Below are 24,525 nucleotides of genomic sequence, written 5' to 3' on the forward strand. Positions count from 1 at the left end.
TGCATGAAATTAAATGAAAATGCATGATACTGCACGATTGAACTGTGGAGAACCCCATGCACGACACCATGGCGCCTGACCGCCCCCTGCTGGTACTCATTGCCGGCCCCTACCTTTCCGGCACCGATGGCGACCCCGGGCGCATTGCTGCCAACCGCGCCCGGCTGGAAGCCGCCGCGCTGCCCATCTACCAGCGCGGGCACCTGCCGATGCTGGGCGAGTGGCTGGCACTGCCCATCATCGAGGCGGCAGGCGGACGCGCGCAGGGGGATGCCGTGTTCCATGCCTACCAGTACCCGGTGGCCGAGCGGCTGCTGTCGCGCTGCGATGCGGTGCTGCGCCTGCCCGGCGCATCGCGCGGGGCCGACAGGGACGTGGCCCGTGCGCAGGCCCTGGGCCTGCCCGTCTACCACCACATCGATGCATTGCCCGCGCGCTCCGTGGCCCCAGAGGCGGTAGCGCCATGAGGCGCCCCGAAGCCGCACCCTTGCCGGGCGATGCCGAGAATGTCCGGCTGCTGGGCGCCGAGCTGCTGTCGGACAGCTGGTACACCCTGCGCAAGATCCACTTCGAGCTGCGCCGCCGCGATGGCCGGTGGCAGCCGCTGAGCCGCGAGGCCTATGACCGTGGCAACGGCGCCGCGCTGCTGCTGTGGGACCCCGTGCGCCGCACCGTGGTGCTGACGCGCCAGTTCCGCCTGCCGGCTTTTCTCAATGGCTCACCCGATGGGCAATTGATCGAGGCCTGCGCCGGCCTGCTCGATGGCGATGAACCCGAGGCCTGCATCCGCCGCGAGGCCGAGGAGGAGACCGGCTACCGCATCCGCGCGCCGCGCAAGCTGTTCGAGGCCTACATGAGCCCGGGCTCGGTGACCGAGAAGCTGCACTTCTTCATCGCCGAGTACGCGCCCGGCGACCGCGTGCGCGCGGGCGGTGGCGTGGTGGAAGAGGGCGAGGACATCGAGGTCATCGAGATGCCCCTGGCCGACGCCCTGGCCGCCATCGCCTCGGGCCGCATCCAGGACGGCAAGACCATCATGCTGCTGCAGCACGTGGCCTTGGCTAGCGTGAACACCCCCTGAGTCGCTTCGCGCCTCGGTGCCACCGCCAGAGGCGGTGGCTCTTCGGGCACGTCCAAGCCTGCGCAGGCAGGCTTGGAGCCGCGGCCCTCAGCCCCTCTCTCCTATTGCTTCGCAATCTGGGAGGGGGACGCCCCCGGTGCACGCAAGCGAAGGCCGCCTGCGCGGCGGGGCGGCCCTTGCACGGGGGGCACTGGCCTTGGCCGCGCCAATTTCAGACCCAGTGGGATGAAGCGCAATGAGGAGCCGGGCAGCCGTCAGGGCCTTACCAGGCGCAGCGGTTCGCCTATGCGCTCGCGCACCACATCCGCGCGGTGGAAGGGCAGGGTGTGCCATTCCTTGCGCGAGAACAGGCGCATCTGGTCGTTCGCGTGGGGCGACTCGGGGTTGGTCGACTGGCCATAGGTCAGGATGGCCTGGGCCACCGGGCCGCGCGCGTCGAAGGTCACGGTCTGCACATAGCTCGTGCCGTAGTCGATGCGCAGGCCAGCGGCGGTGATGGGCGCGGGCTCCTGGCGGCCCAGGTTGTTGAGCACGCCCTCGAACTCTTCGCCGCCATGCAGGGCTATGGCTTCCTCGGTGATGGCTGGGCGCTGCACGCTGCCCAGCGGGGCATCGAGGGCAAAGCCGCTGCTGCGGATGGTGGCGACCGCCTTGTCCAGCGCCTCCCAGACCTTGGCGGCCACGGCGGCATCGTCCATCTTCAGCCCGGCCGGGGTGGCCACGGGCTGCGCAGGGTCGAAGGGCACGCGGAACACGCCGGGGATGCTGCGCGCATTGCGCCAGAACTCGCGGAACAGGTGGGCGCCGCGCGCATCGAGGTCATTGCGCAGGTTCCAGCCGCGCAGGGCTGTGCAGGCGTCGCGCGATGCGGCGCTGGGCGCGTGGGCGCAGGCGCCCAGCAGGTCCGGCACGGTGACCGAGGCCATGAAGTTGCGGTTCTGGAACAGCTGCTGCTGCATGGCCTGCAGCGTCACCTTGCCCCGGCCCAGCATCTCGGGGATCTCGGCCAGGCCGGCGCGGGTGCGCGGCCGGGTCAGGCTGGCATCGCCCACCAGGGGTGATATGGCGCCGAATGGCTGGGCAGGGTGGGTGTAGTAGAAGCTGTCGTTGCTGTTGTGCACCCAGTCGTTGCGAAAGGCCGCCGGCATGCGGGCCATGGGGATCAGACCGGGCACGGGCGAGGCGCTGTCGCGGCGCCAGGCGCAGTCGCTGCGCGCGCCGTCCAGTACCACCAGGCCGGCGCTGCCGCGCAGGGCCGCGGCTGGTTTGCTGGGGGCGCAGCGCTCCAGGTCGGCGGCATCGAGGTCGGGCACCACGCTCACGTCGGCATACATCGCGCGGCCCTGGCGGTCGGCCGCCAGTGTGTTCACCCAGGGCAGGCCCAGCGAGGCATGGGCCCGGTGCAGGTCGTCCACCTTGCTGGCCCGGGCAAAGGCCAGGGCCGCGTCCATCATGCGGGTGTTGCCGGTGTTGGCGTCGCGCAGGGCGTAGGCGGTCTTGCCGGTCCAGGTGAGGCCCGCGCGCGGCACCACCACCAGGGGGCCCCAACGGCTGGTCCACACCGTCTGCTCACGGGTCTGCAGCGTGCCATCGGGGTTGCGCACCTGGGCCTTCACCTGGCGCGCCAGCATTTTCTCGGGCTTGCCGTCCACCAGGTAGCTGGTCGGCTCACCGGGCACCAGGGCCAGCTCGTAGAGCGTGAAGCGCTTGCCGGTGGAGACGGTGTGCGACCAGGCCACGTCCTTGTTGAACCCGATCGAGACCATGGGGTAGGTGCCTATGCCCACGCCCATCACGTCCATGCGGCCCGGGATGGTCAGGTGCATCTCGTAGAAGCGGTTGGGCCCGCTCCAGGGGAAGTGCGGGTTGCCCAGCAGCATGCCGCTGCCATTGGCCGTGGTCTCCTTGCCGAAAGCCCAGGCGTTGGAGCCCAGCGGCGAATCGAGCAGGCCCAGCTCGCGCAGCGCCTGGGCGGCATCGGCAAGGTCCACGGCAGGGGCGACCGCCTGTGCCGCCTTGGGCGCCGGGGGCTGCGCGTCCAGCATGCCATCGGCCAGCGCAGCGATGCCGGCCTGCACGGCCACCACCTCGGCCATGCGCCGGTATTCGGGCAGCGTTATGGGCTGCACCCAGGGCTGGCCGTTGCAGGCCTTGGGCAGGCGCCCGGCGTGGTCGGCCAGAAAGCGGTTGTAGCCCGCCACATAGCCGCGTGCCATGGACTGCGCCTCGGTGCTGGTGGCCGCCCAGCTGCGCGCCAGCAGGGCATCGTCCATGTGGGCGGCCATGAACAGGTCGATCTGCTCGTTGGGCAGGTAGCGGCGGCCCAGCAGGCCGATGGTCTTGCCGCCGAAGGTGGCGGCGCGCTGCCCGCGCGCCGTGACCAGCTGGTCGGCCGTCATGCAGACATTGTCCTGCGCATAGGCATAGGCCACGCCATAGGCCAGCGACTCGGGGTCCTGCGCGGTGATGTGGGGGATGCCGTAGGTGGTGCGCTCGATGGTCACGCTGCGGTCGCTGGTGCCTGGCGGGCTGGCGCAGCCGCCCAGCAGCAGGGCGAGGATGGCGCTGGCGGCGGCCGTGGTGCGAAAGGCCGCGGTGCGGCGTCGTGTCGGTGTCATGGTCGGTGTCTCCGGGTGCTGTGGTGTTGTTCTGGGCCTGCGGGCCTCTGGCGTTGGGATCGCAGGGCCATGCTACGGCCCGGTAACATTTCGACACGGCGGCGATATGGACACGAATAGTGGCAAGATGGCCAGCATGCCGACACCTTCCGCCACTGCCTCTGCCTGTGTGAATGTGGGCATCCTCTGGGGCCCGGACAGCATCACCAGCACGACGGCTGCCGTGGTGGACATCCTGCGTGCCATGAACATGCTGGCCGCCATGCGAGCGGCCGAGGCGCCGCCGCCCCTGCGCTGGTACTGGCTGGGCCTGCCGCAGGAACTGGCCCGGCACCCGCCGCCCATCGCAGCCACCGGGGTGCAGGAGGGCCCCTTGCATGTGGTGGTGGTGCCAGGCTGGCTGGTGCCCACGGGGCCACTGCTGCGCGAGCTCAGCAGCCACTACTGCGCGCATTTCGGGCCCCTGCTGCGCTCCCACGTGGCGGGGGGCGGGCTGGTTGCGGCGCTGTTCAACGGCTCGGGCCTGCTGGCCGACTGCGGCTTGCTGGCAGGGCGCAAGGTGGCCGTGCCCTGGGTGTTCGCTCCGTCCATCTTCATGCAGGCCGGCGACACGGGGCAGGACGCCGCCATCGGGGCCAACTGGCAACGCCACCAGGGCTGGCAGCGCGATGGCGCCGTGTGGACCACGGCTTCGCTGCAGGAGACCATTGCCGCCATGCTGGACCTGCTGTCGTGCACGCCCCTGGCCGAGTTGGCGCAGGCCGCCTCGCCGGTGCTGCGCTTTGACCCGCAGCGCCAGCTGACCGCCCCCGCCGGCATGGAGACGCCCACCGGCAGCCCGCTGGTCTCAGGCGCGCTGGAGCAGGCGCGGCGCTGGCTGCAGGCGCACCGCAGCGAGCCCTACAGCCTGCAGGCCACGGCGCGTGCCGCGTCGACCAGCCCGCGCACACTGCTGCGCTGGTTTGCGCAGGAGCACGGCCAGACGCCGCAGGACTACCTGCACGGCCTGCGCGTGGCCCAGGCCCAGGCGCTGCTGCAGACCACCTACCTCACGGTGGAGGACGTGGCCCAGCAGTGCGGCTACAGCGACACGGGCAGTTTCCGCAAGGTCTTCGTGCGCCTGTGCGGCGTGACGCCAGGCGCCTGGCGCCAGCGTTTTCGGCTGCGCACCACGCGCAAGCAGTGGCAGGGCGCCGGGGAGGCACCGGTGCCAAAAGGCCGTTGAGGGCGGCTCAGGCCTTGGTGTCCAGCAGCGCCATGATGCGCTCCCAGTGGGGCTGGTCCACCGGCGTGATGGACAAGCGGCTGCCTTTTTGCAGCACGCGCAGATCGGCCAGTTCGGGGTGCTGGCGCAGCTCGGGCAGGCCCAGGAGGCGCGTCTTGCGCAGCGCCTGCACATCGAGCAGCAGCCAGCGCGGCGCGTCCGGCGGCGACTTGGGGTCGTGGTAGGGCGAGGCGGGGTCGAACTGCGTGGGGTCGGCACGCGTGCCCGAGGCCACGCGCGCAATGCCGACGATGCCGGGCTCGGCGCAACTGGAGTGGTAGAACAGCACGCCGTCACCGACCTGCATGCCGTCGCGCATGAAGTTGCGCGCCTGGTAGTTGCGCACGCCGGTCCAGGGCACGGTGGCACCGGGCGCGGCCAGGGCGTCGTCGATGGAGCATTCCTCGGGCTCGGACTTCATGAGCCAGTGGCGGGGGGTGGCGCTGGAGGGGGATGTCATGGCACCATTCTGGCAAAGAGACTGTTCGACCGCAAAACATGTGAGGGGGAAACGCGCTGCCGCCCGCGAGGGGCGCAGCGCTGCACGCCATGGCTGAAGAATCCAAGAGCAAGAAGAGCAATGGCCCCGGCCCCTGGGTGCTGGTGCTGTTCGGCATGCCGTTTGCGGCTGTGGGCCTGGGCCTGCTGCTGCTGAGCGTGCTGCCCACGTTGTACGACTGGACCACCATGCAGGGCTGGCAGCCCGTGCAGGCCACGCTGGTCTCGGCCGAGACGGTTGCCAGCCGGGGCAGCAAATCCACCACCTACAGCGTCAAGGCCGAGTACCGCTACCGCGTGGCGGGGCAGGAGTACACCGGGCGCCGCGTGGCCATCGGCTCGGGTGCCGACAATGTGGGTGAATTCCAGCAGGAGCTGGGAGCCCGGCTTGAAGCCGCGCAGCGCAGCGGCACCCCGGTGGAGGCCTGGGTGAACCCCAGCGATCCGACCGAGGCCGTGCTGGACCGCAGCCTTCGGCCTGGCATGCTGGCCTTCAAGCTGGTGTTCTCGCTGGTGTTTGGCGGGGCCGGGATCGGCATCATCGTGTTCGCGCTGCGCTTTCGGTTCGCGCGCACCCCGGGCGCGCCCACGGCGGGGCCGGCCTGGGAGGCACGCCCCTGGGAGTCGCGCGCAGCCTGGAAGGACAACCGCATCCGGGCGCAGCGGCACATCGGGGTCTGGGTGCTCTGCGCCCTGGCGGTTCTGTGGAACCTGGTGGCGCTGCCCATGGCCTTCTCCGTGGTGCCGCGCGCGTTGGCCCGTGGCGACCACCTGGCGGCAGGCATCCTGGTGCTGGTCCCGCTGGTCGGCCTGGTGCTGCTGGCCTGGGCCGCACGCAGCGCCTTCCATGCACGGCGCTATGGCGATGCACGGCTGGAGCTGGACCCGTTTCCGGGCTCCATCGGCGGGCATTTCGGGGCCACGCTGGCGGTGCCCGTGGCCTACAGCTCGGGACTGCGCTTTCTGGCCACCCTGCAATGCGTGGAGCACACACGCACCCGCTCGGGCGGCAAGACCAGCTATGAAAGCCGCACGCTGTGGCAGGTGCGCGGCCTGGCCCAGGTGGAGGCGCAGGGCGAGGGCGTGCGGCTGGCCATGCGCTTTGACGTGCCGGCGCACCTGCCCGCCTCGGAAGACCCGGGCAGCAAATACCACCGCTGGGAGCTGCAGGTCACCAGCGTACCGGGCAGCTCGGGCGACAACCTGGCGCCGGGCTTTGAACGCAGCTTCGACGTGCCGGTCTACATCACCAACCAGAAGTCCGTCTGGCTGCGCCACGATGCAGCGCAGCACCCGCAGCTGGGCGAGGTGGCCCAGGCCGGTGATGCCGCAGACGTGTCCGACGTGGAGCAGGTGCCCGGTGGGGTGCGCCTGTATTTTCCCTACGGGCGACGCTGGAAGACCATGCTGGCGCTGCTCGTGTTCGGCGCCATCTTTGCTGGTGGGGGCGTGCTGATGTGGACCAACGCGGCGCCGCTGCCGTTCACGCTGATCTTCGGCGGCATCGGTTGGCTGGTGGTGCTGGGGGCCCTCTATGGCCTGTGCAACAGCCTCACTGTGCACCTGGACCGCCAGGGCATCCACTCCGAGCGGCGCCTGCTGGGCCTGGTGCGCTGGCAGAGCACCGCCACGGCCAGCGAAGTGGCGCGCCTGGAGCTCAAGGAAAGCTACTCCACCACCACGGGCGGCCACAAGGAGACCTACTACCGCCTGCAGGCCGCACTGACCAGCGGCAAGGCCATCACCGTGGCCGACAGCCTGCGCGGCAGGGCGGCGGCGCAGCAGTTGCTGTCGTCCCTGTGCCGGCAGACGGGCTATACCAAGGGCTCTCTGCCCGGTTGAGTTATCCGGCCTTGCGGAAGGTGAGGTTGATGCGGCAAGCACCCGTCAGCGGGTGTTCCGCCTGGGCCAGTGGCATCACGCCGTGGTAGCGCAGCCGCGCCGGGCCACCCCAGACCACCACGTCGCCATGCACCAGCGGAACGCGCTGCGCCTTGTCTGCGCGCGCACCACCGCCGAACAGGAACACGGCGGGGATGCCCAGCGAAACGGACACGATGGGGTGGTCGTGGCTGCGCTCGTCCTTGTCCTGGTGCAGCGAGAGGCGGGCGCCGGGCGCATAGCGGTTGATGAGGCAGGCATCGGGCGCAAAGCCGGCAAAGCCCGCCGCCTCGGCCGCAGTGCGCGCCAGGGTGGCGAACACGGCCGGCAGCGGAGGCCAGGGGCGGCCGCTGAGCGGGTCGGCCCGGCCGTAGCGGTAGCCGCTGCGGTCGGAGATCCAGCCCAGCGGGCCGCTGTTGGTCATGGCCACCGACATGCGCTGGCCGCCCGGCGTCTCCAGGTGGCGGAAGGGGGCGTGGGCGGCGATGCTGTCCACTGCCTGGAGCAGGGCGGGGGCCCCCTCCAGCGCATAGCCGCGCAGCAGCACCGCCCCGGGTGCCAGGGCCTCCCGGGTGCCGGCCTGCTGCTGGAGCAGTGCGGTTTCTTCGTCGTCACTGAACAGGTTGAAGGTCATGTCGCGTCGTGGAAGATGATGCCCGCGGTGTGCCGCACGCCCGAGCGCAGCCGGCTCACGCCATGGCGCATGTTCACGCGGTAGGGGCCGCGCGTGCCGTTCACGGGGCGGTGGTGCACGGCGAACACCACCGCATCGCCCTGGCGCAGTGGCACCACTTCGGCCCGTGACTGCATGCGCGGGCGCTGCTCGGTCAGCACGAACTCGCCGCCCGTGAAGTCGCGCCCCGGCTCCGACAGCAGTATGGCCACCTGTAGCGGGAACACATGCTCGCCATACAGGTCCTGGTGCAGGCAGTTGTAGTCGCCCGCCTGGTACTGCAGCAAGAGCGGCGTGGGCCGCAACTGGCCGGCCGCATGGCAGCGCGCAATGAAGTCGGCATGTGCAGCCGGGTACTGCACGGCGATACCCATCACCTGGTTCCAGCGGTTGGCCAGCGGGTAGAGGTGTGGGTACAGCGCCTCGCGCAGCCTGGCCACCAGGGGCGGCAGCGGGTAGCTGAAATACTGGTATTCGCCCTGGCCGAAGCCGTGGCGCGCCATCACCACGCGGCTGCGAAAGCGGCTGCCGTCCGGGTACAGGCCTGCGAGGGCCTGGCATTCCTCAGCGCTGAGCAGTGCCGGCAGAATGGCCGCGCCCTCGGCGTTCAGGCCTTCCGTGGTGGCCGCCCAGTCGATGGCGCCCGCGCGTGCGGCCCAGTCCGTAGCGTGTTCAGGCAGGCGGGCGTTCATGCGGGCTGGCCCTTGGCTTGGCGGTGTTCACGGTCCAGCAGGGCTTGCTTGCGTTCCACGCCCCAGCGGTAGCCCGAGAGCGCGCCATCGTTGCGCACCACGCGGTGGCAAGGGATGGCCACGGCCAGCGCATTGGCGGCGCAGGCCCGGGCCACGGCGCGCGCAGCGCTGGGCGCGCCGATGCGCTCGGCGATCTCGGCGTAGCTGGCCGTCTCGCCTGCGGGAATCGCCTGCAGAGCCTGCCATACGCGCTGCTGGAAGGCCGTGCCCTGCACGTCGAGCGGCAGGTCGAGGCCTAGGCCCGGTGCCTCGACAAAGGCCACGACCCGTGCCACCAGTGCGTCGAAGCTGCGGTCGTCGCCCACCAACTGCGCGTGGGGAAAACGGTCCTGCAGGTCCTGCGCCAGCACCTGGGCATCGTCGCCCAGCAAGATGGCGCACACACCGCGTCCGCTCTGCGCCACCAGGAGGGCGCCCAGCGAGCACTGCGCAATGGCAAAGCGGATGGTGACCTGCCTGCCGCCTGCCTGGTAGCGCGTAGGCGTCATGCCCAGCACACCATCGGCCTCTTCGTAGAAGCGGCTGGTGGCGTTGTAGCCGGCGTTGAAGATCGCATCGGTCACGCTGCCGGCCTGGGGCGCGGCCAGTTCGCTGCGCACGCGTTGTGCGCGCTGGGCCGCACCATAGGCCTTGGGTGTGAGGCCCGTGGCCTGCTTGAAGATGCGGTGGAAGTGGTGGGCGCTCAGGCCCACGCGGGCGGCCAGTTCGTCCAGCGTGGGCGGGGTGTCGGCCGCCTCGATGATGCGGCAGGCCGCGGTGACCAGGGCTGCATGGTGCGCCACGGGCGAGGCCTGGCCGGGCTTGCAGCGCTTGCAGGGGCGAAAGCCGGCGCGCTCGGCATCGGCGGTGCTGTCGTGGAAGCGCACGTTCTCGGGCAGCGCCGGCCGGGCGGCGCAACTGGGGCGGCAGTAGACACCGGTGGTCTGCACCGAATAGTAGAAGCGGCCGTCGGCCGCGGCATCGCGTGCCTGCACCGCCGCCCAGCGCGGGTCGGCCTGGGTGGCTGCGGCCTGGGCGGCCCTGGATGCCTTGAAGGGGCGGGTTTGCGGCATGGTGCGGTCAGCGCTTGCGGTGGAATGCATGGTAGGCCTCGCAAAGTGAGTGGAGATGGCCTCACTGTAAAAATGGACCGCCTTGCACGCACCCCGAAGCTTGCTTTTGAATTCTGCGCCTTTGGTGATCGCCCTGGTGCTCAGGGGTCAGGGACAAAAGGCCGGGGCCTGCGCAGGCCTGTGCCGCCCCAGCGCCTGGCGTCCTCGCCTGGTATCGCCAGCGGGTTGTTCTGCGGTTCCGACAGCGGGGCCAGCAGGGCCTGCAGGTCGGCCTCGCTGAACTTCACCGCGCCTTCCTCGTCGTGCCCCAGCACGCCCTGGGCCAGTGCGGCCTTGCGCGCCTGCAGCTCCAGCATGCGCTCCTCGATGCTGCCCTCCACCACCAGCTTGTAGACGAAGACCGGTTGGTCCTGCCCGATGCGGTGGGCGCGGGCCGTGGCCTGTTCCTCCACAGCCGGGTTCCACCAGGGGTCCACATGGACCACGGTGTCGGCAGCCGTGAGGTTCAGGCCCACGCCGCCGGCCTTGAGGCTCACCAGCAGGATGGGCGGGCTGGCCTCGTCCTGCGCCTGGAACTGCTTGACTAGGTCGCCGCGCCGGCCCGGTGGCGTCTGGCCGGTGAGGGCGAGGAAGGGCAGCTCCAGCGCCTGCAACTGCTCGGCCACCAGCTCCAGCATCTCGGTGAACTGCGAGAACACCAGCACACGCCGGCCTTCTGCCACCAGGGCGGGCAGCATGTCGGCCAGCAGTTCCAGCTTGGCGCGCTCCATGCTGGCCGCCACCTTGCTGCCCTTGACCAGGCGCGGGTCGCAGCACACCTGGCGCAGCTTGAGCAGGGCGTAGAGGATGGTGATCTGCGCGCCGTCGAAGCTCTCGCGCTCCAGCACGCGGCGCACCTGCTTGTCCACCGTGGTGCGCACGGCCTCGTACAGTTCGCGCTGCTTGCCCTGCAGCTGCACGTGCTGGATGACCTCGGTGCGCGGGGGTAGTTCGGTGGCCACGTCCTGCTTGCGCCGGCGCAGGATGAAGGGGCGCACGCGCTGCGACAGCAACTGCGCGCGCAGGGTCTCGCCGTTTTCCTCGATGGGCTTGCGCCAGCGCGCGTTGAAGCTGCGCACGTCGCCCAGAAAGCCGGGCATCAGAAAGTCGAACTGCGCCCAGAGCTCGCCCAGGTGGTTTTCCAGCGGGGTGCCGGTCAGGCACAGCAGGTGCGGGGCCTGCAGGCGGCGCAGGGCGCGGGCACTGCGGCTGCCAGCGTTCTTGACCATCTGGGCCTCGTCCAGGATGAGCAGATGGAACGCCTGTACGGCCAGCGCCTCCACATCGCGCCAGAGCAGCGGGTAGGTGGTCAGCACCAGGTCGTGGTCGCCCATTTCGGCAAATGCCTTGGCCCGCTCCGGCCCGTGCAGCGCCAGCACGCGCAGGCCGGGCGCCATGCGCCGCGCCTCGGCCTGCCAGTTGAACAGCAGCGAGGTGGGCAGCACCACCAGGGCGGGGCGCGTGAGGCGCCCGGCCTCCTTTTCTACCAGGATATGGGCCAGTGCCTGCGCGGTCTTGCCCAGGCCCATGTCGTCGGCCAGGATGCCGCCCAGCCCTTGCGCGCGCAGGTACTGCAGCCAGGCCAGGCCCTCCAGTTGGTAGGGGCGCAACTGCACTTGCAGGCCCTGTGGCGCGGGCACCGGCTCGGGCGTGCCGATGGCCTTGAGGCGCTTGGCCAGCTGCGACAGGCCGATATCGCCCTGCAGCTGCCAGTCGTTGGAGGCGTCCACGCGGTGGGCCTGCACCAGGCCGGCGCGCAGGGCTTCGAGCCGGCGCAGCTCCCAGGCGCCCAGGCGCAGCGGATCGCCGTCCTTGCGCTGGTTGCGCTCGGGGTCGGTGATCAGGTCCACCATGGCGCCCACGATGGCCTTGAGCGGGCCGGCGGGCGCATCGATGCGCCGCCCGCCGGGGGCGCGCAGCGAGATGATTTCCAGGTCGTCGATGCGCGCCATGCGCCGCGCGATGAGCCAGCGCGCATCGCGCCTGAGCAGGTCGGCCAGCATGGGGGCCAGGTCCAGCGTCTCGCCGTCGATCTCGATGCCCAGGCTCAGCAGCCAGGCGCCCTCGCGGGCGGGCAGCTGCAACTTCTGCACCGGGCGCTCGCGTGGACCGACCGGCCCGGCCAGCTCCTTGCCCAGCACCTCGCCGGTGTCGGGGGCGATGATGAGCTTCCAGCGCTGCACGGGCACGCTCTCGTGCGCAAAGCCGGGCCGCACCACCACGCTCCAGCCCTGGGCCGCAAGCTGCGGCACCTGTTCGGCCCAGAAGTCGCCGAAGAAGGCCTCTTGCGCCAGTGTCCACACCGGGCCCAGGCTGGCGCCGGCATCGCGGTTGCGCCACTGCAGGGTGCGCGCGTCCAGGGGCTGCAGGCCCAGCTCCCAGACCCGGTCCATGGCGTCGGACTCGGCCGCCAGGTCGCGCTGCATGCGCACCACGGGGCCGCCGGTGTCGTACAGGTCCACGAGCGGCGCCGGGCGCGAGTTGAGGATGGACGTGGGCGCCGGTGCTTGCCAGGCGATGGCGGCCTGGGGCGCGTCTTCGAGGCGGTAGGTCCAGTCGATCTGCACCAGGGTCACGCTGTCGCCGCGCGGTCCCATCTTGCCCTGGGGCTTGAGGCCCAGCATCCCATCACCCCGGCCCAGGGTCATGAGGGTGATGCGGGGCTGGAAATGCCCCGCGGCGATGCCGGGGGGCAGGGCGGGCCGTGCAGGGGAGGGGGCCTGGGCGGCGTCGCCATCGCCACGCATCAGTCCCATCACGCGCGCCGCCTCGGCGTCGGTCAGCGGGGGCAGGGCCTTGAGTGCATCGGCACCGGCCTGGCGGCGCAGGGCGGCCACCCAGGCGGCGATCACCGCCTGGCGGTCGGAGCGCGGCGGGTTCGGTTCTGCGGGGGAGGAAAAGGGTTCGCCGGGGCGTGTCACTGGGCGGTGATTGTGCCCGTACTATCCAACTCAATTACCCAAGCACAGGAACGGCGTAGTGCATGACGGACGCGTCCGAGCCACCCTGGTAGCCGGGGCCGTAGATTTCCAGGTCGGCACCGCCGCTGTGGCGCTGCCCGGACCCCGCCAGCCAGTTGGCGTAGATGTAGTTGACGGTGTGGTTCACGTTCTCCGGCGCGCCCCGGTGTTCGAACGTGGCGTAGCGGGCCGCGGGCACTTCGAGGTGCACCATGCCTTCGGGCAAGGCGCCCGCGTGCGAGACCTCGATGGCGGCGTGGTAGAGCAGCAGGTCGGAGTCGCTCGCGGTCTGGCTCACCACACCGTAGCAGACCCCGGGCACCCGGTGCGCAATCTCCCCAAGCCGGGGCATGAAGCTCGCCCACAGCGGGGGCAGCTTCTGGCCCAGGTTGTCCTTGTCCGAATCTGCCCCATAGAAATGGGTGGCCAGGCCCACCAGTTGCAGCGGTGGGCGCTCGCGGATGTCCGGAGTGAGCGACAGGTTGCGGTCGAGCTGGCGCAGGTAGTCTTCATCGAACTGGACCTTCTTGACGAAGAGGCTGCGCCTGCCGAACTTGCGGTACTGGTTGGGCGTGAGCTCGAAGCAGGCCTTGAAGGCGCGCGTGAAGCTCTCCTGCGTGTCGTAGCCGGCCGCGAGGGCAATGTCCAGGATACCCAGGCGCGTATGGAGCAGCTGGTCCAGCGCCTTGGCGAAGCGCCGCGAGCGGATGTAGGTCTTCAAGGTCTCGTTGGTCAGGGCCTTGAAGATGCGCTGGAAGTGCCACTGGCTCAGCCCGGCCGCCTGCGCCACGTCCGACAGGGCGATGTCGGTCTCGAGATGCGCTTCGATGAAGTCGATGCCGCGCTGGATGCGGTGCAGGTAGAACATGCTGGGCTGCCGGTGCAGTGTTTCATGCTTGATGGCACAAATAAAAAGAACGGATTTTTGGTCCTGGTAAGGCGCAAACCACAGCGATACCGGGAGTATCGCGAGGATTTGCAACGCGACCAGGGCCGAAAAGACGACTTTTTATGTGCCAGATAGCGTGAAACGCTGCACCAGATTCAGGGGGTGTCGTAGAAGCCGGTCATCGTGAGCAGCTTGCCTTGGCCGTTGAACTGGCCAAAGCTTACGCCCTCGCCCAGCACCGCGCCATCGGCGCCCACCATCTTCCACTGCGCCATGCAGTGCTGGTGGTGGCTCGCAAAGCGCTCGGTCGCGAAGTAGGCGCCGGGCAGCTGCTGGTGAAAGCCCTGCATGGTCTGTGCCAGTGCCTCCCAGCCCGAGGCCACGCCCAGCGGGTCGGTGTAGGTGCAGTGTGGATCCAGACTGGCGACAAAGAGGGCCTGCTTCTCCGCGGCGGTGGGTGCCTTCCATGAGGCGACGTAGGTCTCCCAGGTGGTTTGCAGTGTGTGGTCCATGAAGGTGCTCCTTGGGTTGAATGGAGCTGCCGATGGTGCCGACCGCCGAACGCCGGTTTTGATATTTTGTGCTTATCCCATGGGCCTACTTCACGCCCTGCGCCGCAGGCGCCGCCGCCGTGCGCGGCCGGCTGCCCTGCAGGTTCATCGCGGCCGCGGCCAGCAGGATGGCGGCGGCGCCCAGCCACTGCGCGGGCTGCAGCCGGTGGCCGAAGGCGACGAAGTCCACGGCAATGGCCACCACCGGGTAGATGAAGGACAGGGCGCCCTGCAGGTAGGTGGGCAGCTTCTGCACCGCGCCATAGAGCAGGATGTACATGATGCCGGTGTGCACCACGCCCACGGTGACCAGCAGTGTCCAGGTACGGGCGTCGCGGGGCAGCTCGCCGAAGTGGGCGAATGGCGCCAGCATGAGCACGCCCACGCAAACCTGCACCAGCGCGATCAGGTGCGGCGGCGTGCCCGTGAGTCGCTTGGCGATGACCGAGGCCACGGCCCAGAAGAAGGCCGCGCCCAGCGCCATGGCGATGCCCAGCGCATAGTTGCTGCCGGCAAAGCTGGCTCCGGGCCGCGCCTGCACGATGAGCAGCATGCCGCCAAAGGCCAGGGCCAGCCAGCCGATCTTGGGCAGGGTGATGCGCTCGCCAAAGAGCAGGGCGCCGAAGGCCACCAGCATGAAGGGCTGGGTGTTGTAGACCGCCGTGGCGATCGAGATCGAGGCATGCGAATAGGCGCCGAACAGCAGCAGCCAGTTGGTCACGATGGCCACGCCACCGAGTGCCGCCCAGCCCGCCTGGCGCCAGGTGAGCACACCGCGCAGGATGCCCGTCGCCGCGCACACCAGGGCCAGCGTGACCGCGCCGAAGGCGCAGCGCCAGAACACCACGTCCAGGGCCGGCAGGCCCGATTGCACGACGAACCAGCCGATCGTGCCCGATATCGCCATCGCGCCGCCCATTTCGAGCGTGCCTTGTGTCTTCTTGTCCATTGCCATCCAAGCCTTGCAGTCCGATGCCGCAAGTGTAGAAAAACATCCCTGCCGGGAGAATGGCTGAAGCAAGGCAAATTTGCAGATGCTCCTCATAATTCAAGGTGCGGATTGAATTTGGAGAAATTTTCCATGGACGCGATTGATCAATCCATTCTTGCCGTGCTGCATGCGGACGCCCGCACCTCGCTCAAGCTGCTGGCCGAGCGCGTGGGCCTCTCGGCGCCCAGCGTGTCGGAGCGGCTGCGCCGGCTGGAAGAGCGTGGCGTGATCCGCGCCTTCACGCTCGACATCGAGCCCAGGGCCCTGGGCTACCAGCTGCAGGCCATCGTGCGCATCAAGCCGCTGCCGGGGCAACTGGCCGCCGTGGAGCAACTGGTACGCGACACCCCAGAGTTTTGCGAGTGCGACAAGGTGACGGGCGACGATTGCTTCATCGCGCGGGTCTATGTGCGCTCCATCGAGCAGCTCGACAGCGTGCTCGACCGCATCGCCGACAAGGCCGAGACCAGCACCGCGGTGGTCAAGGCGCAGACCATACGGCGCCGGCCGCCGCCGTTCACACCGGGGTAGTCAGCGGCCCAGTACCTTCGCGAACAGCTCGTTGCGAAAGTGGATGCCCATGCGCGCGAAGGCGCGGTTGCGGTAAGTCTTGACCGTGGGCACGCCCAGGCCCAGGTCGGCCGCGATGCCCTCGTGCGTCATGCCCTGCAGCACGCGGGCGCAGACGTCGAGTTCGCGGTCCGTGAGGTCGGGTTGCAGGCGCAGCAGGCGCTCGCGCAAGGCCGGCACCCCCTGGGGCAGGGTGGCCAGGGCAGGCAGCACCTCGTCCACACCCGCATGCTCCTGCACGAGGGGCAGGGCCGCCGGACGCGCCAGCGCAATGTGCTTGCGCGCCAGGGCCAGCAGCACCGGGGCCAGGGCCTCGAAGTCGCTGATCTGGCTGTCGCGGAACGCTGCCTGGTGCTGGTGGCGGTAGAAATTGACGGCGAAGACCGAGCCGTCGCTTTCATAGTCGACCACCGAGACGCGCTCGGCCACGCCGTGCGCCTCGTACACGCGGGCGCGGTGCTCGCCCTCGACCTCGCTGGCCGCCACGTGGCACAGGCGGGTCAGCGGCTCGGCGGGCGCGTCTTCAAACGCACGGCCCCAGGTGCGGTCCTGGCGGTACGGCCCTGACAGGTAGGCCCACCAGCAGTCCTGCGTGGTGTCGGGCACGCCCCGGCTGGCCGACATGAACAGGGTGGGCTTGCAGCGCTGGCCCGTGCGGTACACCGACCACGAGGCTGCGGGCAGCACGGGGGCCAGTTCTTCGAGCAGTCCGCCGGCAAAGCCCGGCTCGCCCAGGCGCTGCACCATGCCCGCCACGGCCAGGCTACCGTGGCCTTGCGCTGCAGGGGGAGAAGAGGGAAGCCATTGCCTCATGGGCTTGGGGTGAGGGTGGAAAAGATCCGTGTCATCGCGCTGTCATCCTCAGGGATGACAGGCCCCGGGCACAACCGGATTTACGCTAGGTTCATAACTAATTTTTCCGTGAAGAACCCCCATGCCCGAGCTGTCGTCCCTGCCCGAACCCCGCCTGAAATTCTTTGCCGACCTGCGCGTGCAGGTGGGCGTGCCCCAGGAAGTGGGCCATACCGCCCATGGCCTGCGGCGCCTCATCCCCATCACCGGCGGCACGGCCACGGGCGAGGGCTGGACGGCCCGGGTGCTGCCTGGCGGTGCCGACTTCCAGCTCATCGTGAACGAGCGGCTTTCCGAGCTCGATGCCCGCTATGTGCTCGAGACCGATGGCGGCGATTTCATCTACGTGCAGAACCGGGCCGTGCGCTCGGGCCCGCCCGAGCTGATCGCGCGCTTGGTGCGCGGCGAGCCGGTGGACCCGGGGCAGATCTATTTCCGCTGCAGCCCGAGCTTCGAGACCGCTTCGCCCGCACTGGCCTGGATCGCCGAGCGCATGTTCGTGGGCTCCGGCGCGCGCTACCCCGATGCCGTGGCCATGCGCTTCTTCGAGCTGGCCTGAGATTTTTTCCCCTTTCCCGACTTTCCTCACAAGAACCCCTGGAGACAAGCATGACGAAAAAGACTTCCATCACCCCCGTGCGGCGCGCATTGCTGGCCGCCGCCGTCGTGGCGGGCCTGGCGCCCTGGGCCGGCGCCCAGGCCCAGAATGCCGCCACCGGCTACCCGAACAAGCCCGTGCGCATCATCGTGGGCTTTCCGGCCGGTACCGGGCCGGACATCGTGGCGCGGCTACTGGCGCAAAAGCTCTCCGAGGCCTGGGGCAACCAGGGCGTGATCGTGGACAACAAACCCGGCGCGGGCGGCTTGATCGCCGCCACCGAGGCGGCGCGCGCCCAGCCCGATGGCTACACGCTGATGCTGGGCGAGACCGGCCAGCTGAGCATTGCACCGAGCAGCTACAGCAAGCTGCCGTATTCGCCGCAAAAGGACTTCGTGGCGGTGAGCCAGGTGGTCACCTCCGACTTCGTGCTGCTGGTCAACCCGCAGAAGGTGCCGGCGCGCAACGTCAAGGACTTCGTGGAGTGGACCAAGCAGCAAAAGGGCCTGTTCCTGGCCACCTTTGGCGCGGGAACACCGGGGCATTTCGGCGCCTTCATGTTCGGTGACGCGGTGCAGCTCAAGCCCGAGCCCGTGCACTACAAGAACACCACCGATGCGCTGGGCGGCCTGTTCAGCGGCGACGTGCAGGGCGTGTTCGCCAGCGTGGGCCTGGCCGCCCCCAATGTGAAGGCTGGCAAGCTGGCGGCCCTGGGCAGCACCGGCGCCACGCGCACCAATGCGCTGCCCGAGGTGCCCACCATCAAGGAGCAGGGCTACGCCAACCTGGAGTTCTCGTCCTGGTTCGGCATCGTGGCGCCCGCCAAGACCCCGCCCGAGATCGTGGCCAAGCTGAGTGCCGACATCGTCAGGGCCGTGCAGTCGCCCGAGGGCAAGGCCAAGATGGAAGAGGCCGGTTTTCGCGTGACAGGCACCGGGTCGCAGGAGTTCGCCAAGGTCATCGCTGCCGATACGGTGACCTGGGGCAAGGCCGTCGCCGCCACGGGTTTCAAGGCCGATTGAGCCGGGCAGGGCCCTACCCAGAACCACCACAACACCCCAGGAGACAAACCATGCCATCCATCCCCTTGCGCACGCGTGCCGTGCGCCGCGCAGCGCTGCCCGCCGCCGTGCTGCTGCCCATCGCCCTGGCCGCCTGCGGCGGCAGCAACGATGGGCCTGTCTGGCCGCCGGCCAACGGCGCCTATGCGGCAGCATGTACCAACCTGGTGGCCAGCGCCAAGCTGGCGGCCACCCAGCTTGCGACCAGCTATGTGCCCCCCGACACCAAACGCCCGGGCGGCGCGGCCACGGGCACCTTCCTGCCGGGCCACTGCGTGGTCACGGGCAGCATCAACCCGCGCGTCGGGGTGGATGGCAAGAACTACGCCATCGGCTTCCAGCTGAGCCTGCCGGACAACTGGAACGGCCGCTTCCTGTTCATCGGCGGCGGCGGCAACGACGGCATCCTGCGCGACACCTCGCTCAGCTCCAGCATCTCGGGCGGGACCCCCTCGCCGCTGGGCCAGGGCTTTGCCGTGGTCTCCACGGATGCGGGGCACAGTGGCACCACGGCGAGCTTCGGCGCCGACCCGCAGGCACGCACCGACCATGCCTACAACTCCTACGACAAGACGGCCGTGGCCTCCAAGTCGCTGATCGCCACGCACTATGGCCGCAAGCCCGACCGCTCGTACTTCTCGGGCTGCTCGGGCGGCGGGCGCCAGGGCATGGTGTTCTCGCAGCGCTTTCCAGATTACTTCGACGCCATCACGGCCGGGGCGCCGGCCATGCGCGTGTCGAGCGGCGCCACGGTGGCCGCGATGTGGAACACCATTGCCTTCAACGCCATCGCACCGCAGGACGCCGCGGGCAACCGCATTCTCTCGCAGGCCTTCAGCAATGCCGACCTGAACCTGGTCGCCAATGCGGTGAAGTCCTCGTGCGATGCGGCCGATGGGGTGGTGGACGGCATGGTCAACAACACCAAGGCCTGCCAGTTCAACCCTGCGGTTTTGCAGTGCAGCGGAGCGAAGGGAGCGGATTGCCTGTCTGCCGCCCAGGTGGGCGCCCTGAGCAAGGTCTTTTCCGGCCCGCGCAATTCGGCCGGGCAGGCGCTCTACGCCGGCCAGCCCTGGGATCCGGGCCTGGCCGCGCCGGGCTGGCGCGCCTGGACGCTGGGCAGCTCGACCACGGCCACGCCCGATGCACGCTACATCACGCTGATGGTGGATGCGCTCATCAACGAGTTCTTCACGCCGCCGGACCTCACGTTCAACCCGCTGGCCTTCAATTTCGACACCGACCCGGCACGCATGGCGGCTTACTCGGCAATCTATGACACCTATGCGGACGACAAGCTCACGGCCTACCGCCAGCGCGGCGGCAAGCTGCTGTTCATCCACGGCATGTCGGACCCGATCTTCTCGGCCAAGGACACGGTGGACTACTACGAGCGGCTCGCGGCCAACAATGGCGGCATGGCCACGACGCAGGGCTTTGCACGCACCTTCCTGGTGCCCGGCATGAACCACTGCTCGGGCGGCCCGGCCACGGACAGCTTCGACTCAATCCAGACCATGGTCGACTGGGTGGAAAAGGGCATTGCGCCCGACACCATTGCTGCGAAGGCGCTGCCCACGCAGGCGGACTACCCGAACCGCACCCGGCCGCTGTGCGCCTACCCGAAGTTCGCCAAGTACAAGGGATCGGGCAGCGTGGAGGACGCTGCCAGCTTTGTCTGTTCAACGGATTGAATGGATCAGCCCTTGGTGGCAGGGGCGGGCAGCTGCAGCTGCGCCTCCTGCACCACGCGGATGCAGTCGCGCATGTGCTGCTCGCCCAGGTAGCGCAGCGTGGCGTAGCCGATGGCGGCAGACACCGCCTGCCCGGCGATGGGCACGTACTTGGCCAGTTGCTTGGTGGTCAGGCGCACGCCCACGGTGCGGGCGGCGCGCAGCACCAGTTCCTGGGTGATGAGCTTGCCGATCAGTACCGAGCCGACCAGCGCCACGGCCTTTTGCACCTTTTCGCGTTTCTCGGGGTCGAGCTGGTCGAGTTGCTGCGCCGACAGGCCGAACTCCGAGCTGATCTGTGGCAACAGGCGCGACAGGAGGGCCGCGTCCACGGCCCAGTCCAGGCCCGGCACGGGCACGGTGCTGGCGGCGGCGGCCACCAGGGCGCGGCGGTGCAGCAGGCGCCGGCTGCGCTGAACGGCAGCAGCCATGGCAGGGTCATCGGCAGCCATTTGTCGGGCAGTGGGCATCGGTCACATCCTCAAGGTCGGGTTTGACGTGATCTGGGGCCACATGGCGTCAACGCAACCGGCCGGTGCTCAATTTTTCTTGATCAGCCCGTAGATGAACAGCAGCACGATGGAGCCCAGGATGGAGGCGATCCAGCCCGCCGCATCGCCCTGCTGGTACCACCCCATGGCCACGCCCACATAACTGGCCAGGAACGATCCCGCCACGCCCAGCAGGGCGGTCATGATCCAGCCCATGGAGTCGTTTCCGGGTTTGATGGCGCGCGCGATGAAGCCCACGACCAGTCCGATCAGCAGCGTTCCTATCAGTGAGAACATGGTTTTTGTCGCTTTGTGTGAAAGGTGAAAGAAGGAATGGCCCGACTGTAGCCGGGTGCTGGACCTCCGTCTGTCGGACAGCATGCATTGGATCCACCGCTCGCAGTTGTTGACATTGTCCCCGGCCATGTAGGACGCGCCGCACAAGGGTGTGCGCGTGCCGCTGATCACGGCCGGCCCGCGCAGTGGCTAGAGTCAGTGACATGCCCAAAAGCAGTTCGAAGGAGCACAGCATGCGCCCACCCTTGATCCCTTCCAAGGGGCCCACATCCTTCGTGGCGGCCCTCGCACTCGTTGCCGGAGTGCTGGCGGCGTCGCCATCGATGGCATTTGCCCAGGGTGACGAGGCCTCGCTGCAGCGCGGCGCCGTGGCCGACATGACGCCACAGCAGCGTTACAACACGGCGATCCGTGAGGCCGGCGGCGGCATGAAGGTCGCGCTGGAGGAATGCCGTGCCTTGGCGGGTGCCGAGCGCCGCTCCTGCGAAGCCCAGGCCCGGGCCCGCTACCAGGCCGACATGGCGGCCGCCAAGGAGTTCCTGCGCAACCCGAGTGCCCGGCCCGTGAATGTGACGGGCGGGCCCATCCGCAGCACCGAAAGCACCTACGTGGTCAAGCCATGAGTGTGCAAAGCAAAGCGCGCCCAGGGCGCGCTTGGTGGTGCCTGTCGCCGGTGGTGCGGCTTACTTGGCGGCGGTGGTGCTTGTCTCGACGGCCGTGGCTGCGGGCGTGACGCGGCGGGCGCCATCGAAGCGGCGCTGCCAGTAGGTCTGGCGCATGTCTTCCACCCGGACTTCCGATCCACTGCGAGGAGAGTGAATGAATTTGCCGTCACCCACATAAATGCCCACGTGGCTGAACGCCCGGCGCATGGTGTTGAAGAACACCAAGTCACCCGGCTGGAGTTCCTTCTTGTCGATCACCGTGGTGGTGGCGGCCTGCTGGTCGGCCCGGCGGGGCAGCAACAGCCCGACCGTCTGCTCGTAGATCGCACGGACGAAACCGCTGCAGTCGAACCCGGTTTCGGCACTGTTGCCGCCGCGCTTGTAGCGGACGCCGAGGAATCCCATGGCATTGCCCACGAGGTCGGACGCCTTGTCCGCCACCGTGTGGGCCTTGTCGGCCACGGTGTGCTGCATGTCCCTGAGCTGGGACAAGAGGCCCTTGTCCATCAGGATTTTTTCCATGTCATCCGCCTTTTCGGTGGATGGTGCAGCCTGTGCGCTGACAGCGCAAGCCAGGAGGAGGGTGCAAAACCATTTGGACATGGGGGCGAAGGGTACCACGCTAAATTGCCTGTTTTGTGAGGGAAGTCACGTATGCCTCCATGAGGGGGCTGGACTTGCCTGTGCCGCTCCCTTATACCAGTGGGTTGCATGGAACCCAGGTCCACCAAGGCTGACATGTATCTGACATCGAAAAGCCGCGTTTCTGCGCGTGCCGTGGGGTTTCTTGCTCTTTTTTCCATAGCGGGTGGGGGCATGGGGGCTGCCCATGCGCAGGCCGCTGCGCCCGCGGCACCTGCTGTCACCTTGGCGTCAGTGGCCACCGGCCTGGTGAATCCCTGGGCCGTGGCCTTCCTGCCCGAAGGCCGCTTCCTGGTCACCGAGCGGCCCGGCCGCATGCGGGTGGTCGAAGCCGATGGCCAACTGGGGCCCGCTCTGGCCGGTCTGCCCAGCATTGCTGCCGGAGGGCAGGGCGGCCTGCTGGACGTGGTGACCGACGCCGACTTTGCCAGGAACCGGCGCATCTTCTTTTGCTACTCGGAGCCCGGCGCGGCCGGCACTTCGGACAACAGCACGGCCTTGGCACGCGCCACCCTGGCTCCCGACAACCGTTCGCTGCAGGATGTGAAGGTCATCTTCAGCCAGAAGCCCAAGGTGGCGAGCAACCTGCACTTCGGCTGTCGCATCGTGCAGGCCCCTGACGGCAACCTGTTCCTGGCGCTGGGCGAGCGCTACCACCGCAAGGACGATGCGCAAAAGCTCGACAACCACCATGGCAAGATCGTGCGCATCACGGCCGATGGCGCGGTACCGGCCGACAATCCGTTCCGCGAGCGCGCCGGCGCCTTGCCAGAGATCTGGAGCTACGGCCATCGCAATGCCCAGGGTGCGACGCTCGCTCCCGACGGCAAGCTGTGGATGCACGAGCACGGCCCGCAGGGTGGCGACGAGATCAACCTGCCCCAGCCGGGCCGCAATTACGGCTGGCCGGTGATTACCTATGGCGAGAACTACGGCGGCGGCAAGGTGGGCGAGGGCACGGCCAAGGCCGGCATGGAGCAGCCGCTGCACTACTGGGTGCCCTCCATCGCGCCCTCGGGCATGGCCTTTCTGACCAGCGACCGCTACGGCGCCGCCTGGCGCGGCAGCCTGTTCGTGGGCTCGCTCAAGTTCGGCAAGCTGCACCGGCTGGAGGTAGCGAACGGCAAGGTGCAGCGTGAAGAAAAGCTGCTGCCGAACAACAACGAGCGCATCCGCGACGTGCGCCAGGGCCCCGACGGCTTTCTTTACCTGGTCACCGACAGCCCCCAGGGGCGGCTGCTGCGGCTGGCACCGGCGAGCTGAAGCTACTGCCGGGCAGCAGGGCTGCGACAATCGGGCATTCCCATTGAATTCCCGTACCGCCCATGCTGCTCGACGCCTCCGAATCCCAACTCGTCCTGGTGGACTACCAGGAACGCCTGATGCCCGCCATTGCCGACGGCGCTGCCGTGCTGGCCAATGCGCGCCGCCTGGCCCAGATTGCGCAGCTGCTGGAGGTGCCGGTCTGGGGCACGGAGCAGAACCCTTCGCGCCTGGGCCCCAACGATGCGGCCCTGCGCGCCCTGTGCCAGCGCACCCTGGCCAAGATGCATTTCAGCGCGGCCGAAGAAGGCCTGGGCGAATGGTTGCGACCCCCTGCCAAGCCCCAGCAGGGCGGCAATGCGCGCAGCCTGCCCAAGCACCTGCAGAAACCCGCCCAGCAGGCGCCCGAGCGCGGCACCATCGTGATCGCCGGCTGCGAGGCCCATGTCTGCCTGCTGCAGACCGCGTTGGACCTGATCGAAGACGAGTTCGAGGTCTGGGTCGTGACCGACGCCTGCGGCTCGCGCACCGACCGCAACCGCGACGCCGCCTTCGACCGCCTGGCCGGCGCGGGGGCCGAACTGGTCACGACGGAAATGGTGGCCTTCGAATGGCTGGGCAGCTGTGAGCACCCCGATTTCAAGGATGTGCTGGCGCTGATCAAATAAGCGGCTGGCACAGGCGCGCACCGTGTTCACCTTTGGCCGCGCCCATGAGGTCGCGCATGCGGTGCGTTTCGTCGGATCCCCGGAAAAAGCCGCCGTGCTGGTGGCTGTGATCGATGCGGTCCATGACCTGCTCGAAGGGCAGGGCTCCGAAGAAGCGGTGCTGGCCTGCTTGCGCACGGCCCTGGTCGAGGGCAAGTCGGGCACCTGGGAGTCGGCCGCCAGTTGGCTGCGCAAATTGGGTGCAGGGTATCCGGCCACGCAGCAGTTGTGGACCGAGCTCGCGGCCCATCGCAGCGCCACGGTGCGGTTCCGGGTGGCCTGCGAGGTCGAGGACTTGGCCGATCCCCTGCGGTCCGATCTGTTGCGCCTGCTGCTGCAGGACCCGAGCAAGCGGGTGCGAGAGCGCCTGGAAGGCCAGGTGCCCTGAGCATCGGTA

25 protein-coding genes are annotated in these 24,525 nt (G+C 68.9%); 12 read left to right on the forward strand and 13 right to left on the reverse strand.

Translation table 11 applies throughout. The annotated features are described in order from the left end of the window. Positions 1–56 precede the first annotated feature (56 nt). A complete protein-coding gene (locus AC3WOH_RS05810; protein ID WP_492228429.1) occupies positions 57–467 on the forward strand; it encodes a DUF4406 domain-containing protein in 411 nt (136 codons plus the stop codon). Then, positions 464–1,081, forward strand: coding sequence for an NUDIX domain-containing protein (locus AC3WOH_RS05815; RefSeq protein WP_492228430.1), 618 nt, complete (start codon positions 464–466; stop codon positions 1,079–1,081). The genes AC3WOH_RS05810 and AC3WOH_RS05815 overlap by 4 nt, the downstream gene beginning before the upstream one ends. Positions 1,082–1,335: 254 nt before the next feature. On the opposite strand, the gene AC3WOH_RS05820 is transcribed toward AC3WOH_RS05815, so the two are convergent. Further along, entirely contained in the window at positions 1,336–3,699 is a 2,364-nt protein-coding gene (locus tag AC3WOH_RS05820; protein WP_492228431.1) for an acylase, read from the reverse strand. A 136-nt stretch (positions 3,700–3,835) separates the two neighbouring features. Here AC3WOH_RS05820 and AC3WOH_RS05825 point away from each other — a divergent pair, with 136 nt between their 5' ends. After that, positions 3,836–4,924 (forward strand): GlxA family transcriptional regulator, encoded by a 1,089-nt coding sequence (locus tag AC3WOH_RS05825; RefSeq protein WP_492228432.1) that lies wholly within the window; start codon positions 3,836–3,838, stop codon positions 4,922–4,924. A gap of 7 nt (positions 4,925–4,931) precedes the next feature. On the opposite strand, the gene AC3WOH_RS05830 is transcribed toward AC3WOH_RS05825, so the two are convergent. Continuing rightward, on the reverse strand, positions 4,932–5,423 hold the full coding sequence (locus AC3WOH_RS05830; protein WP_492228433.1) for an EVE domain-containing protein: 492 nt from the start codon (positions 5,421–5,423) through the stop codon (positions 4,932–4,934). An 89-nt stretch (positions 5,424–5,512) separates the two neighbouring features. On the opposite strand from AC3WOH_RS05830, the gene AC3WOH_RS05835 reads away from it, so the two are divergent. After that, positions 5,513–7,303, forward strand: coding sequence for a DUF3592 domain-containing protein (locus AC3WOH_RS05835; protein ID WP_492228434.1), 1,791 nt, complete (start codon positions 5,513–5,515; stop codon positions 7,301–7,303). Position 7,304: 1 nt separating this feature from the next. On the opposite strand, the gene alkB is transcribed toward AC3WOH_RS05835, so the two are convergent. The 7 genes from alkB to AC3WOH_RS05870 form a co-directional block, all read right to left on the reverse strand. Further along, complete coding sequence (alkB, locus tag AC3WOH_RS05840; protein WP_492228435.1) at positions 7,305–7,976, reverse strand: DNA oxidative demethylase AlkB; 672 nt, start codon at positions 7,974–7,976, stop codon at positions 7,305–7,307. After that, positions 7,973–8,707 carry a 2OG-Fe(II) oxygenase gene (locus AC3WOH_RS05845; protein WP_492228436.1) on the reverse strand — a complete coding sequence of 245 codons (735 nt, stop codon included), beginning with the start codon at positions 8,705–8,707 and terminating at the stop codon, positions 7,973–7,975. Before AC3WOH_RS05845 ends, alkB begins: the two co-directional genes overlap by 4 nt. Beyond that, positions 8,704–9,819, reverse strand: a complete 1,116-nt coding sequence (gene ada, locus AC3WOH_RS05850) for a bifunctional DNA-binding transcriptional regulator/O6-methylguanine-DNA methyltransferase Ada (protein ID WP_492228554.1) — start codon at positions 9,817–9,819, stop codon at positions 8,704–8,706. The genes AC3WOH_RS05845 and ada overlap by 4 nt, the downstream gene beginning before the upstream one ends. Positions 9,820–9,959: 140 nt before the next feature. Continuing rightward, entirely contained in the window at positions 9,960–12,779 is a 2,820-nt protein-coding gene (locus AC3WOH_RS05855; RefSeq protein WP_492228437.1) for a DEAD/DEAH box helicase, read from the reverse strand. A gap of 34 nt (positions 12,780–12,813) precedes the next feature. Further along, positions 12,814–13,686, reverse strand: a complete 873-nt coding sequence (locus tag AC3WOH_RS05860) for a helix-turn-helix domain-containing protein (RefSeq protein ID WP_492228438.1) — start codon at positions 13,684–13,686, stop codon at positions 12,814–12,816. A 176-nt stretch (positions 13,687–13,862) separates the two neighbouring features. Then, positions 13,863–14,219, reverse strand: coding sequence for a nuclear transport factor 2 family protein (locus AC3WOH_RS05865; RefSeq protein WP_492228439.1), 357 nt, complete (start codon positions 14,217–14,219; stop codon positions 13,863–13,865). Positions 14,220–14,304: 85 nt separating this feature from the next. Continuing rightward, entirely contained in the window at positions 14,305–15,207 is a 903-nt protein-coding gene (locus AC3WOH_RS05870) for a DMT family transporter (RefSeq protein WP_492228440.1), read from the reverse strand. Positions 15,208–15,339: 132 nt separating this feature from the next. Here AC3WOH_RS05870 and AC3WOH_RS05875 point away from each other — a divergent pair, with 132 nt between their 5' ends. After that, positions 15,340–15,780 (forward strand): Lrp/AsnC family transcriptional regulator, encoded by a 441-nt coding sequence (locus tag AC3WOH_RS05875; RefSeq protein WP_492228441.1) that lies wholly within the window; start codon positions 15,340–15,342, stop codon positions 15,778–15,780. On the opposite strand, the gene AC3WOH_RS05880 is transcribed toward AC3WOH_RS05875, so the two are convergent. Next, a complete protein-coding gene (locus AC3WOH_RS05880; RefSeq protein WP_492228442.1) occupies positions 15,781–16,632 on the reverse strand; it encodes a helix-turn-helix transcriptional regulator in 852 nt (283 codons plus the stop codon). It abuts the gene before it with no gap. Positions 16,633–16,753: 121 nt separating this feature from the next. Between AC3WOH_RS05880 and AC3WOH_RS05885 the strand changes: the two genes are divergently transcribed. The 3 genes from AC3WOH_RS05885 to AC3WOH_RS05895 are packed head-to-tail and all read left to right on the forward strand — an operon-like array spanning position 16,754 to position 20,024. Continuing rightward, on the forward strand, positions 16,754–17,230 hold the full coding sequence (locus AC3WOH_RS05885) for a DUF3237 domain-containing protein (RefSeq protein WP_492228443.1): 477 nt from the start codon (positions 16,754–16,756) through the stop codon (positions 17,228–17,230). Positions 17,231–17,280: 50 nt separating this feature from the next. After that, the gene (locus AC3WOH_RS05890; RefSeq protein WP_492228444.1) at positions 17,281–18,291 is read left to right on the forward strand and encodes a Bug family tripartite tricarboxylate transporter substrate binding protein; all 1,011 of its coding nucleotides are present in this window, start codon (positions 17,281–17,283) and stop codon (positions 18,289–18,291) included. 50 nt (positions 18,292–18,341) lie between these two features. Then, positions 18,342–20,024, forward strand: a complete 1,683-nt coding sequence (locus tag AC3WOH_RS05895; RefSeq protein WP_492228445.1) for a tannase/feruloyl esterase family alpha/beta hydrolase — start codon at positions 18,342–18,344, stop codon at positions 20,022–20,024. A 5-nt stretch (positions 20,025–20,029) separates the two neighbouring features. On the opposite strand, the gene AC3WOH_RS05900 is transcribed toward AC3WOH_RS05895, so the two are convergent. Next, positions 20,030–20,533 (reverse strand): hypothetical protein, encoded by a 504-nt coding sequence (locus AC3WOH_RS05900; protein ID WP_184855913.1) that lies wholly within the window; start codon positions 20,531–20,533, stop codon positions 20,030–20,032. A 69-nt stretch (positions 20,534–20,602) separates the two neighbouring features. Beyond that, positions 20,603–20,851 (reverse strand): GlsB/YeaQ/YmgE family stress response membrane protein, encoded by a 249-nt coding sequence (locus AC3WOH_RS05905; RefSeq protein WP_184855914.1) that lies wholly within the window; start codon positions 20,849–20,851, stop codon positions 20,603–20,605. A 233-nt stretch (positions 20,852–21,084) separates the two neighbouring features. Between AC3WOH_RS05905 and AC3WOH_RS05910 the strand changes: the two genes are divergently transcribed. Further along, positions 21,085–21,474 (forward strand): hypothetical protein, encoded by a 390-nt coding sequence (locus AC3WOH_RS05910; protein ID WP_492228447.1) that lies wholly within the window; start codon positions 21,085–21,087, stop codon positions 21,472–21,474. Between the two features lie 60 nt (positions 21,475–21,534). Here the strand turns inward: AC3WOH_RS05910 and AC3WOH_RS05915 are convergent, their stop codons facing one another. Next, positions 21,535–22,119 (reverse strand): C40 family peptidase, encoded by a 585-nt coding sequence (locus AC3WOH_RS05915; RefSeq protein WP_492228555.1) that lies wholly within the window; start codon positions 22,117–22,119, stop codon positions 21,535–21,537. A 213-nt stretch (positions 22,120–22,332) separates the two neighbouring features. Here AC3WOH_RS05915 and AC3WOH_RS05920 point away from each other — a divergent pair, with 213 nt between their 5' ends. The 3 genes from AC3WOH_RS05920 to AC3WOH_RS05930 all read left to right on the forward strand — a co-directional run bounded on the left by AC3WOH_RS05920 (position 22,333) and on the right by AC3WOH_RS05930 (position 24,516). Continuing rightward, complete coding sequence (locus tag AC3WOH_RS05920; protein WP_492228448.1) at positions 22,333–23,421, forward strand: PQQ-dependent sugar dehydrogenase; 1,089 nt, start codon at positions 22,333–22,335, stop codon at positions 23,419–23,421. Between the two features lie 62 nt (positions 23,422–23,483). Then, positions 23,484–24,089: an isochorismatase family protein gene (locus AC3WOH_RS05925; RefSeq protein WP_492228449.1), complete on the forward strand. Its 606-nt coding sequence runs from the start codon at positions 23,484–23,486 to the stop codon at positions 24,087–24,089. A gap of 22 nt (positions 24,090–24,111) precedes the next feature. Next, positions 24,112–24,516: a hypothetical protein gene (locus AC3WOH_RS05930; RefSeq protein WP_492228450.1), complete on the forward strand. Its 405-nt coding sequence runs from the start codon at positions 24,112–24,114 to the stop codon at positions 24,514–24,516. Positions 24,517–24,525 lie beyond the last annotated feature (9 nt).

The organism is Acidovorax sp. FW305-C-20-28, assembly GCF_058783375.1.